Source organism: Elusimicrobiota bacterium (genome assembly GCA_041658405.1).
In the GTDB taxonomy this organism is placed as follows: domain Bacteria; phylum Elusimicrobiota; class UBA5214; order JBBAAG01; family JBBAAG01; genus JBBAAG01.
Map to the genome: position 1 here is coordinate 1 of JBBAAG010000087.1, position 11,622 is coordinate 11,622.

An 11,622-nucleotide genomic window follows, 5' to 3' on the forward strand; every position below is an offset into this window, starting at 1 on the left:
GGGGTATACCGCAATTATCGTTATTTTGATTATATTACAATACAAATATTGTGATGGCTAAAAATAATGTTTTGTCGGTTTAGCAGAATAACTGTGTAATTTGCACAGATAGTTTTACACATTCCTGCATTTTTTTGCACGGTATTATACAACAATACATACATATACATCATTTTTTGCGTATAAAGAATTTATACTCATCCTTTGTGAATTCAGTGAAAATAAGTATATTTCCTGTAGTATTACACCATGCGGGAATATCAAGCTTAGAACCGGGATCGTCAGCTATGAGTTCCAATACCTCACCGGATTTAAGTTTATCAATTTCCTGTTTAGTTTTCACTACAGGTAAAGGACAAAAAAGGCCTGTACAATCAAGTGTTTTATCAGGTTTGATATTGTCCATATGTATTGTTTATATAAACAAATTAATCTTTGCGGCCTTCGCTTTTTCTAGGAATGCAGCGGCACCAACCATATCATCCACCCCGGGAATCATATTATCTTTACCCACGCCCATTATCCCGCAGGAAGTTGAGCATGCATAAAACTTAACACCTAATTCCTTCGCGGATTTATAAAGTTCTTCAACCGAGGGCGTTTTTTGTTGCGCCATTAGCGCATTCATCATAACAGGCCCGAGCCCTAGAAAGTTCATTGTGGCTAATGGTAATGACTTCATGTTTTTTGGCATCATAAACTCCATCATTTTCTGGAGTACACCTTTTTTTGCGTAAATCTTGCGGTTTTTAAGAAAACTTAACCCCCAGAACGTGAAAAACACGTCGACATCCATATCCATTGCCGCGGCAGTAGTGGATAACATCAGCATCGCATACGCTTTGTCCATTGTACCGCTAAAAAATATTATTGTCATCTTATCTTTCATACTTATTTACTCCTACGGACAGTTTTGTTGTACTCTTCCATCTTAGTTTCATCAGTTACAGGCGACATTGCACGAAGTTTATCAATAATCGGGGGTAATACCGTAAGAAACTGGTTAACATCTTCTTCAGTATTATCTATCCCCAGAGTAAACGCAACAGAACCCTGCGCGGAGATAGTATCCACCCCGATTGCTTCAAGCACATGCGACATTTTTAGTGCTTCGGATGAGCAAGTTGACCCGCTTGACCCCGCAAATCCTGAGAAACTCAGCATTAAAAGGATTGACTCGCCTTCAATAAATTTTAAGCAAAAACTTGTATGCCCGGGCAGTCGCCTGGTTTTTGAGCCCGTAAGTACTGTATGTGGCAAAGCTAGTACACCAGCAATAAGTTTATCCCGTAACGGCATTAAATATTTTATGCGGCCCACAACCTTTTCCTTCGCGATTTTTGCTGCGATGCCAAACCCAACGATCCCCGCAACGTTATGCGACCCCGCACGGAGGCCGTTTTCCTGTACCCCTCCTTCGATCAACGGATAGAGTTTGAGTACTTTCCTTTTATACAAAGCACCCGCGCCCTGCGGGCCGTAGATAACATTGCTTGAAATACTTAACAGGTCTACATTCAACTCCTGAACATTGATATCCACACTACCCGCTGCAGCAATTGCGTCGGTATGAAACACGACATTACATTCCCGGGTAATCATACCAATTTCGTTTATCGGTTCTATCGTCCCGATTTCGTTTGACGCAGTAGTTACAGTCACGAGTATTGTGTCGCTGCGTATAAGAGATTTCACCTGTACAGGGTCAACGAGCCCGTCTTTATCCACATTTAACCACGAGATTTCGTACCCTTGTTTTGCAAGGTTTTTCAGCGGGTGTATTATCGAATGGTGTTCAATCGGGCTTGCGATGATATGTTTACCTTTTTTTGTGTATGCCCTGACAGTTCCGTGTATTGCAAGGTTGTTAGCTTCACTCCCATTTGAAGTAAAACTTATTTCATCGGGATCCGCTGCGGAGAGTAGAGCGGCAACGTTTTTCCTCGCATCACCAACAGCATCCCTCGCATCATCGCCTATTAAATGCTTGCTCAACGGATTACCAATACTCTCCCCGAGAAATGGAAGCATCGCGCTTCTTGCTTCCGGTAAAATATACGCCGCAGCAAAGTGGTCAAAATTAATTTTTTTCATCCCAGCGTTTCTCCTTTTATTCCAATAACCGTTTCCATGTACGGCACCTTAAGTTTTGCGGTTTTCATTGCGTCTTTCACTAATTGTGTCAACCCGAAACAACAGGGAACTTCCATATGGGCAACGGATACGCTTTTTGGCTTTGCTGTTATGAACAACTCAACAAGTTTTTCCGCATAAATTTTTGTATCGTCAAGTTTTGGGCAACAGATGATTAACATCTTACCTTTGACAAATTCAGTATGAAAGTTTGGATTAGCTGCAGGGACACAATCCGCTGCAAACACAATCTCCGCGTTTTTGAAATAGTCCGCCCCTGGATTCACGAGCATTAACTGTACAGGCCAATTGCGCAGCTGCGACTTTTGTTTACCCCCCTGAACACTATCTTCGTCTTCATCATTACACCCACACGTATCATTATTATTTTTGCTATCATTACCCCACGATTGCGAAGCCGTACCCGGGCATCCACAGGCCAAAGGTTTAGCATGCGCAGCAAGGTGTTTCATATGCTGTTCAAGTTTCTCCGGTGCAGTTTTCTTTATGTGTTTGATAACACCTTCTTCGTCATACCGGTCAACCGTAGCTTCTACAACGTGCAACGCATCCTTCGGGCAGTCACCAACACACGCGCCTAGGCCGTCACAAAAGTTTTCTTTCACCACCCTGGCTTTCGGCCCTTTAGGCGTATCAACAACTTTTAACGCACCTTCGGGGCACGACGGGATACACACGCCGCAGCCATTACACTTATCTTCATCAATTTTAATAATCTTGCGTTTAACTTTTGCCATAGTATTACCCCCTACAACAATTTATGTTTCTCAGCAATAGTTTGCGCTAACGCAGTTAATGCCTCAAAATCCTCTACCCCGGGATTACCTTTTATATACACCGGTGGGATAAGTTCAGCTTTTATATTCGGAATCAACCCCGCGAGAGTTTCAACAGCTTTACCGCCCCAGCCATAGGAACCAATGATTGAAATATACCGTGTTTTCGGGCGTAACGCGTTAAACAATGCGGTTGCGTACAACGCCGCGGGATGCGGGCCCGTGAGAACCGTCGGGGTACCAACAATAACAGTCGCTGCGTCAACAAGTTCTTTTGCAAGCTCGCCAATATCGGTACGCGGTATATTAAACGGTTTCACAGCAACGCCTCGCGCGAGAAGTTCGGTTATCAGATGGTTTACCATACACTCAGTACTCCCATGCATTGAGACGTATGGCAGGACAACAGTATTTTTTACTTTATCACTTGTCCATTCTTTATACGCATTGATGATAAACGATGGGTCATAGTGTACCGGCCCGTGTGACGGCGCGATGGTTTTAACGTCATACGCACACACTTTTTCTATATTCTTCACAATGTTTGTACGGAACGGCATCATTATTTCTGCGTAGTAGCGTTTTGCTGACTCATACACTTTATGGCCTTCCACCGGCATCAGTGGATCACCTGCGTAATGTGAACCGAAAAAGTCGCAGGTAAATAATACTTTATCCTCACGCAGATATGTCACAAACGTTTCCGGCCAGTGTACCCACGGGGTAAAGATAAACTCTAATGTCTTACCCCCAAGATCAAGCGTATCCTTGTCATTAATAACCACAAACTTGTCATCAGGTATATGCAGCAAATCCTTGAGCATATCCTTACACTTCTGGTTTGTCATAACTTTTGCACCGGGGTATAATTCCACAACTTTACCTGCAAGGCCTGAATGGTCTTGTTCACCGTGGTGAGAAACAACGAAATCAATTGTTTTTACGCCTAACGAGTTGAGGTTGGCAATTAACACATCCGCTTTTACCGGGTCAACCGTGTCAATTAACACAGTTTTATCCGTACCTTTGACAAGATACGCGTTGTATGTCGTACCTTCGGGTAATGGTATGAGCTCATCAAACAATCGGCGGTCCCAGTCAATTGCTCCTACTGAATACACGTTTGGGCAAAGTTGTTTAATGTTCATACTCTTTACTACTCCTTCTCTTCTTCAAACGCTTCTTTATCCGCACCGCAAAGCGGGCATACCCATCCTTCAGGCAGTTTTTCAAATGGCGTACCGGGTTTTACATTATTATCAGGATCACCTGCCTGCGGGTCATAAACATAACCACATACCGTGCATTTGTACTTCTTCATAACTTTGTTCTCCTTCCTGAAATACCCTTGAATTCTCAACTATTTCTTCTTTCCATACTGTTTATCTACCAACTTCTTCAGTGTTACTCTATTAAGTATACGTTCAGACGCTTTTGCCCACTCGCTCCACACATCGTGGACTACGCATTTATTGTATCGCGCGCAGACTGAGGAATTCACTAAACATTCCATCGGTACTAACGAACCTTCAGTTGCTTCAAGTATCTGGAACAACGTAATACCTTCCGGCGGTTTGGACAGGACAAACCCGCCACCGTGTCCCCGCATACTCCGTACCAAGCCTGAGAGCGTGAGAAGGTTCATTATACGTTCGAGGTACTTATACGGAATCTCCTGATGCCGGGAAATATCTTTCTGCTGTACCGGGCCGTTGTTGTACCGCACAGCGAGTTCCATCATTGCGCGGATGCCGTAATGCCCTTTTGTTGTTATTCTCATATCGTTAATCTCATACCAGCCTTTATTTATGCCGCTATTCTCACGGCATTCTTAAATATTACTAATCCTACCGTGTTAGTATTATTATAAACAAAAATCATTTATTTGTCAAGAAAGAAATTTACTAGGATACTTTATTCTTTTAAAATCCCATTAACCCGCAGCATCGCGCGCAGATCGGCAGTAACCCTTTGTGTTTTATAAGCAGTTTGCGGAACTGGACAAACTTGTCGTTGTTCCATATATCCAGGAGTTTATTGTCATTAACGTTTCCTACTTTAATATCAATAAAATCGCGGCACGTTGTTACATCACCATTCGGCATGATATCTACCATGATAAACGGCGCTATACATTTGGAATACCCAAACATCTCTGAAGGTTTTAAGTAATAATCCTTCATATCATTTAGGCGCAGGTCGGGGATAAACATTGACTTAAAATTCCACCGTTTTTTCCGTACCTTCTCTACTGCAGAAACAAATAAGTCAAGGTCAATTTCGTTAAAACGGTTAACATATGACTTCCATGTATAAGGCTTAATTCCTAACGCTTTTTCAATGATCTGCGTGTGCTGCTGCCCAATTTTTTCAGTGGTAAACCATGACAGGTATACCACCATCACATCAGGTTTTATACGGTTACAGATCGTGAACGTTTTATCAAGTACCGGCGCATTGACTTTAGAAATTGTTGTGGAAGTCAGTATGTACGGTTTACTCTTCCGCAGTTTACGCTTCCACCGGCGAAGTTCAAATAAACCGTTAACCGCAGCCTTATACGCTCCGGGTAAGCCTCTGCACTGGTCATGCACCTTTTTCGGCCCGTCAAGGGATACTAGTATCATATCCCAGCCGTTCCTAACAATTTGTTCCGCGGATTCTTTCAGCCTGACACCGTTCGTAACAACCGAAACTGTACACCCTTTATGTTTAATATAATTCATTAACTCAACCAGGTGTGGGTACAGAAACGCTTCTCCGCCGGTAACATAGAATATAGGTTTATACCTGGAAACTTCATCCACAATTTCCTTATATTTCTGTAACGGCATTGTTTTCAACAACTTTTTACCGTCTTCCGTATGAATATACCCTTTTTCACCGAACTGCCCACAGACAGCACAACGGTGGTTACACGCATTGGTAATACGCAAACTTATCTGTACCGGTGGGCGGCTTGCTTTCCCATCACCGCGCTTATAGTCAAGATCCGCGAGTATATGTTTACGGATAAGTGTTTTATTAAGAACAGGGATAAGATCCGGTGTACGGACACAGGTTTCTAAAACAAAATTTATCGGCGTTCGGCTGCGCATAACATACTCTTTTCTATATATTGCAATATTATACAATATTTAATGTTATTCGCTGGTTTTTACCTTAATGCCTGGTTTGGTATAACCTTATAACTTCATTATAAACGCAAGCTTAAAATACTTCGGGCGGATATCTATACTTACCCCTGCACCGGTTGGGTTTGATGTAAAAGTGTGTGTATGCACACCCGCGGGTTCAGAAATTAATCCGTCGTATTGGCCGGTAGCTTTACCAACAGCCAAGCGTGAATCCGTCCCGCCTGAACCAGCATGATGTATTGAATGCGTATGATTACCGTCAGACAAAGTCGTTCCTGTATGCGTATGCGCGGGCAGTGTTGAGGTTGATAAAACAATAGTATTAGCCCCGCCGGTAATACCGGGTTCCTCGCTTGTACTGATACTGACGATAAACCGGTCACTAAGGTCAGGCGTGCCGTTACTACCGTCACACAACACCCAGCCTACAGGTATTGTACTTTTTGTCCCGGCCCACATAATTATTGCACCTGCGGGAACCATATAAAAAGTGGTACCGCCAACCAACGATTTTAGTTCGCCATTAACCATTCCCCCGCCGGTAGATACAAACATGTCATAGGTACGCCCGCTGAGCTTATTACTATTCTCTGCAATAATAGAATATGGCGCAGCTGCCACTTTTTGCCGCGGGTTAAGCGTATCATTACCTAGCTTAATCTCCAGCCATAATTCATCCGCGGCAAGGATTTCCGGGGTAATAGCCGTAATACTTCCAACCGCAACGTTTAACATACCGTTGGTAACCGTAACATTATTCTGTATTTCAGACCATTTCAGTATCCCGCCGGTTGGTGAATCATACAAACTAAATGTTATACCAACAATATCCGTCAACGGCTGTCCAGCATTATCGGTTAACCGTCCCTGAAAGTTTATCATTGACGGAACCGCAGGATACGCTGTTGATTGTGTTAAGCAAAAAAGGATAAGTGCTGTTGACAAGACGGCTCTTTTGTTTATAAACATATATCAATTGTATGATATTAAAATATTTGTTCGCAAGTATGTGGTTAACCAAAAATATACTTTTTACTGTGATTAAAGTACGTTTGTATTTGGTATAATATTATCATAGGTATAAGCGATGAGTTAAAAAATCAGTCCCGTACCCCGGGGCTTTTTTGTTATACAAATATACCGAGAGTACAAGGATATATGGCAGAACTTAAACGTAACAATAACATCCGTAACGTCGCGATTATCGCGCATGTAGACCACGGGAAAACCACGCTTGTAGACTATATGCTTAAACAAAGCGGTACGTTCCGGGAAGAACAAAAAGTTGTTGACCGCGTTATGGATAACCTTGACCTGGAACGCGAACGCGGGATCACTATCACCGCAAAAAATTGTTCTATCCAGCTTAATGATATAAAGATAAATATTATTGACACCCCGGGACATGCTGACTTCGGTGGTGAAGTTGAACGCGGGTTGAACATGGCTGACGGCGTAATTTTACTGGTTGACGCAGCGGAAGGGCCGCTTGCGCAAACACGGTATGTTTTGAAGAAAGCGCTGGAAGCTAACCTCAAAACAATTGTTGTTATCAACAAAATTGACAGAAAAGACGCGCGGCCTAAAGAAGTATTGGATGAAATCTATAAAATGTTTATTGACCTCGATGCTAAGGATGAACAGATTGAATTCCCCATACTATACTCCATCGGCAGAGACGGAATTGCGCAAAACAACCTTGCTGACCGCGGGACTAACCTCAAACCGTTATTTGACACAATTATTAATTACATCCCCGCACCGGCGTATAACCCGGAGGAACCGTTTCAGATGCTAGTTTGCGACCTTAGTTACTCAGACTATATTGGCCGCCTGGCAATCGGGAAGGTAATCAACGGTACCGCGAAAAACAGTGATAACCTTGTCTGTATGAAAGAAAACGGTAATATTGAACCTTTGAAAGTAACGAAATTGCAAGTATACAACGGTGTTGACCTCAAGGAAACCGGATCTGTAGAACAAGGCGATATTGTTGTCCTTGCAGGGATTGATGACGTTAAAATCGGGGATACTATCTGTAATAAAGACACGCCAAAAGCGCTGGAACGCATCAACGTTGACGAGCCAACATTATCCATGATGTTCACCATAAACACCTCGCCCTTCTCCGGGAAAGAAGGTAAGTTTGTGCAGTCACGCAAAATATATGAACGCCTGCTGAAAGAAACATTGTTGAACGTAGCAATCCAGCTGGAAACCACAGAGGATCCCAATAAGTTTGTCATTAAAGGCCGTGGCGAGTTCCAGATGGAAATACTGATAGAGACAATGACACGGGAAGGGTTTGAACTAAGCGTTGGGTCTCCACTAATAATATATAAAGAAATTAACGGTAAAAAACACGAACCAATTGAACACCTGTTTATTGACTGCCGTGAGGATAGTATCGGTATTATCACCGAAAAATTATCCGCCAGAAAAGGCAGGATGGATACCATGGTCAACCACAGTACCGGCAGGGTACGTATGGAATTCACAATACCTTCACGTTCACTTATAGGTTACCGCACCGAATTTATCGTTGATACCAAAGGTACCGGGATCATACATTCTTATTTAAAAGGTTATGAGGAATACCGTGGCGATTTCGCTAAACGCGTAACAGGTTCTTTGATCTCCGACCGCCAGGGTAAGGCTGTGACTTATGCGTTGCACAACCTTGAACCCCGGGGAACATTGTTTATTTCACCCGGTGATCCTGTATATGAAGGCATGATTGTTGGCGAGCATAACCGCGATAAAGACATCTGTGTTAATCCGTGTAAAGAAAAACATCTTACCAATATGCGTAGTTCAACCTCAGACTTTACTGTGATACTAACCCCGGCAACTGCTATGCCGTTAGGTAAAGCAATAAATTTTATTAAAGATGATGAGCTGGTAGAGATCACGCCGTTATCGGTACGCATGCGTAAAACACAGTTATCGGTAAAAGAAAGAAAACGCACAAAAAATGAAGCGAATGAAGCATTTGTAGAAGTCTAGAATATATAAGGAGAAGAACAAAACAGTATGGCTGACAATTTTTCGTTCGACATTGTATCAGAAGTAAACCTTCAGGAAGTAGATAATGCAGTTAACCAGGCATTAAAAGAAATTTCGCAGCGGTTTGATTTTAAAAACAGTACGGCAACCATAAATTTTTCGCGTACAGAAAAAAAATTAACGCTTGTCGCGGAGAACGAGTTCCGCCTGAAAGCTTTACGCGAAGTATTATTTATGCGCCTTGCAAGCCGCGGGATATCGCCTAAGTCGTTGGATGTAAAACCGTTTGAAGGTTCTGCCGGGATGACAGTCCGCCAGACAATAGAACTTATCGTTGGTATACCCAAAGAAAAAGCGCGCGAACTTGTAAAAATTATTAAAGATTTAAACCTACGGGTACAGGTGCAGATTGAAGACACAAAAGTGCGGGTCTCCTGCCAAAAAAAGGATGTACTCCAAACAGTAATCGCGAAACTCAGGGCTTCCGCGTTTTCGTTACCCTTGCAATTTAATAATTACAGGTAAACCGGATAATTATCACTTCCCGCATTTCGGGCATTTAAGCGCTGACGGGCGAAACCCTGATTTATGCGGGATCTCGGCTTTACAGTGGCTGCAGATAATTGTAGGTTCACCTTTTTGCGGATCCAGCGGGCGCCCATCCGCGTCTTTCAACGGTTTACCATCAAAAAAATTATTTTTTTTGGTTGGCTTCTGAAAATTACGTTGCATAAAAAATTCCTTTCTTTAACTTAAACACTATTTAAACACATACCCTGTTTGTTTTGCCCATAACAAAAGGTCAAGATGGCTCATCGGGATCTTGATTTTATTCGCCCACCCGCGCAGTTTGTCCTCAATCCCGAGATACGTTTTACGGGAGGACACACCGTTTTTTGGTACTGCGGGTATAACTTTATACTTCACAAGGTTTCTCAGGATATGCACATCAAGGATCGCGAGGTTATGCCCTAACCCGATATTCCTCAAAAAATGGCTTGCTTCCTTATACCCTATACCCTTAACATTCTGAGCGAACCACTCACGGGCTGCGAGTATGTTTTCAGTATCAATTTTATCCTTTATCCTGAGCACACCGCCAGAACCTGTGAATAACTTTTGTGCGGACAAAATATACTTCGATTTATTATTAGGAAACCGTACGCCGGTAAGGCATAGCCGCACATCAGCGAAATTACCTTTTAGCAAACACTTTTGTTGCTGCAATTGTTTTACAGCTTCCGCACCGGCAACAGCTTTTGACTGCGGGGTGCAGATACAAAAACATAGCTCACTGAATATACAACTATCATCCCCGCGTTGCCATATAGAGTTAAACTCCTCCAGCCGCGTGAGGATGACAGGTTTAAACTTTTTGTATAACCTCAGTAGTTCTCGCATTGTTCTTCATAATACGACTGTGGATGCGCGCATGCGGGACACAACTTCGGTGGTTCGGTACCTTCGTATATATACCCGCAGTTACGGCATTTCCATTCAACTTTTTTCTCGCGTTTATAGACGGTACACCCTTCCACGCGTTTGAGCAGCGCCTTATACCGTGCCTCATGGCGTTTTTCAATCTCTGAGATTTCAGTTAGTATCTTCGCGATCTCGTCAAACCCTTCATCTTTCGCTATTTTCGCGAACCCGGGATACATTTCTGTCCACTCAAAATTCTCGCCTTCCGCTGCGTGTTTAAGGTTCTCCGCGGTTTTCCCTATACCCGAGAGAAATTTGAACTCAAGTTTTGCGTGTTCCTTTTCATTATCTGCGGTTTCAAGAAATATCGCTGCGATTTGTTCATACCCTTCTTTTTTCGCTGCGCTTGCGAAGTAGGTATACTTGTTTCTCGCTTGTGACTCACCGGCAAAAGCGGCCCACAGATTTTTCTCTGTCTTTGTACCTTTCAAACTTTTTGTCATCTATTCTTCCTCCTATGAAAACATATTTTTATTTTTACTATGCTATTTATCAGATACGATAATTATACTAAAAGGTTCGCATATCCGCAACCACTGGCTCAAATTTTGGGGAGTATTATAAAGTAAAATGTTTTGGAATGATTGTTAGCCGGTGCGGGTTGGATGAAGAATTTCTAAAATTATATAGTTGCAATAATAAGGTATGATAAAGGCGTGAAGATAATTTTTATCCGCCAGCCCGAACTTTCTACCAAAGGGCCACAGGCAAAATTGTTGCTGGCAATCTACTCGTACTTCGCAGAAGCTGAACGCGAGTATATTTCTATCCGTACAAAACAAGGCCTTGCAGCGGTGAAAGCACGGGGTATAAAACTTGGCCGGCCAAAAGGGAGTAAGAATAAGAAAAGTAGGCGCTTGGATCCTTACCGTGAACAAATAAAGGAGTTTCTTGAACTTAAACTACCACTAAATTCTATCCGGAAGATTATTAATAAAAACTATACTGCTCCCATATAAGATTATAGCAGAAATTGGTAGAATAAAGCCTCTGGAAAATGGAGGCAAAAAAGTATGGGGTATCGTAAATGGGACAGCGAAACGAAGTTTCTCATAGTGTTAGAAGGG

Annotated in this window: 15 protein-coding genes; 3 read left to right on the forward strand and 12 right to left on the reverse strand. The window is 42.6% G+C overall.

What is annotated here, in order from left to right:
• Positions 1-169 precede the first annotated feature (169 nt).
• From WC955_11610 to WC955_11650, 9 genes are all read right to left on the reverse strand, one after another.
• The gene (locus tag WC955_11610; GenBank protein ID MFA5859696.1) at positions 170-406 is read right to left on the reverse strand and encodes a sulfurtransferase TusA family protein; all 237 of its coding nucleotides are present in this window, start codon (positions 404-406) and stop codon (positions 170-172) included.
• A 9-nt stretch (positions 407-415) separates the two neighbouring features.
• Positions 416-889 (reverse strand): DsrE/DsrF/DrsH-like family protein, encoded by a 474-nt coding sequence (locus tag WC955_11615; GenBank protein ID MFA5859697.1) that lies wholly within the window; start codon positions 887-889, stop codon positions 416-418.
• Positions 890-891: 2 nt separating this feature from the next.
• Positions 892-2,094 (reverse strand): aminotransferase class V-fold PLP-dependent enzyme, encoded by a 1,203-nt coding sequence (locus WC955_11620; GenBank protein ID MFA5859698.1) that lies wholly within the window; start codon positions 2,092-2,094, stop codon positions 892-894.
• Positions 2,091-2,891: a 4Fe-4S binding protein gene (locus tag WC955_11625; protein MFA5859699.1), complete on the reverse strand. Its 801-nt coding sequence runs from the start codon at positions 2,889-2,891 to the stop codon at positions 2,091-2,093. The genes WC955_11620 and WC955_11625 overlap by 4 nt, the downstream gene beginning before the upstream one ends.
• Before the next feature lie 11 nt (positions 2,892-2,902).
• On the reverse strand, positions 2,903-4,078 hold the full coding sequence (locus WC955_11630) for an FprA family A-type flavoprotein (GenBank protein ID MFA5859700.1): 1,176 nt from the start codon (positions 4,076-4,078) through the stop codon (positions 2,903-2,905).
• Positions 4,079-4,086: 8 nt separating this feature from the next.
• On the reverse strand, positions 4,087-4,251 hold the full coding sequence (locus tag WC955_11635) for a rubredoxin (GenBank protein MFA5859701.1): 165 nt from the start codon (positions 4,249-4,251) through the stop codon (positions 4,087-4,089).
• Positions 4,252-4,290: 39 nt separating this feature from the next.
• A complete protein-coding gene (locus WC955_11640) occupies positions 4,291-4,710 on the reverse strand; it encodes an Rrf2 family transcriptional regulator (GenBank protein ID MFA5859702.1) in 420 nt (139 codons plus the stop codon).
• Positions 4,711-4,852: 142 nt separating this feature from the next.
• A complete protein-coding gene (locus WC955_11645) occupies positions 4,853-6,028 on the reverse strand; it encodes a radical SAM protein (protein ID MFA5859703.1) in 1,176 nt (391 codons plus the stop codon).
• A gap of 87 nt (positions 6,029-6,115) precedes the next feature.
• A complete protein-coding gene (locus tag WC955_11650) occupies positions 6,116-6,949 on the reverse strand; it encodes a hypothetical protein (protein ID MFA5859704.1) in 834 nt (277 codons plus the stop codon).
• A 276-nt stretch (positions 6,950-7,225) separates the two neighbouring features.
• Here WC955_11650 and typA point away from each other — a divergent pair, with 276 nt between their 5' ends.
• Both typA and WC955_11660 read left to right on the forward strand, forming a co-directional pair.
• On the forward strand, positions 7,226-9,073 hold the full coding sequence (typA, locus tag WC955_11655; protein MFA5859705.1) for a translational GTPase TypA: 1,848 nt from the start codon (positions 7,226-7,228) through the stop codon (positions 9,071-9,073).
• A 27-nt stretch (positions 9,074-9,100) separates the two neighbouring features.
• Complete coding sequence (locus WC955_11660) at positions 9,101-9,598, forward strand: YajQ family cyclic di-GMP-binding protein (protein MFA5859706.1); 498 nt, start codon at positions 9,101-9,103, stop codon at positions 9,596-9,598.
• Between the two features lie 12 nt (positions 9,599-9,610).
• On the opposite strand, the gene WC955_11665 is transcribed toward WC955_11660, so the two are convergent.
• Genes WC955_11665 through WC955_11675 form a run of 3 tightly spaced genes read right to left on the reverse strand, consistent with a single transcriptional unit; the run spans position 9,611 to position 10,998 of the window.
• Entirely contained in the window at positions 9,611-9,805 is a 195-nt protein-coding gene (locus tag WC955_11665) for a hypothetical protein (GenBank protein MFA5859707.1), read from the reverse strand.
• A gap of 27 nt (positions 9,806-9,832) precedes the next feature.
• Positions 9,833-10,474, reverse strand: coding sequence for an N-glycosylase/DNA lyase (locus WC955_11670; GenBank protein MFA5859708.1), 642 nt, complete (start codon positions 10,472-10,474; stop codon positions 9,833-9,835).
• A complete protein-coding gene (locus WC955_11675) occupies positions 10,459-10,998 on the reverse strand; it encodes a rubrerythrin family protein (GenBank protein MFA5859709.1) in 540 nt (179 codons plus the stop codon). Before WC955_11675 ends, WC955_11670 begins: the two co-directional genes overlap by 16 nt.
• Before the next feature lie 213 nt (positions 10,999-11,211).
• On the opposite strand from WC955_11675, the gene WC955_11680 reads away from it, so the two are divergent.
• Positions 11,212-11,514: a recombinase family protein gene (locus tag WC955_11680; GenBank protein ID MFA5859710.1), complete on the forward strand. Its 303-nt coding sequence runs from the start codon at positions 11,212-11,214 to the stop codon at positions 11,512-11,514.
• The last annotated feature ends 108 nt before the right edge of the window (positions 11,515-11,622 follow it).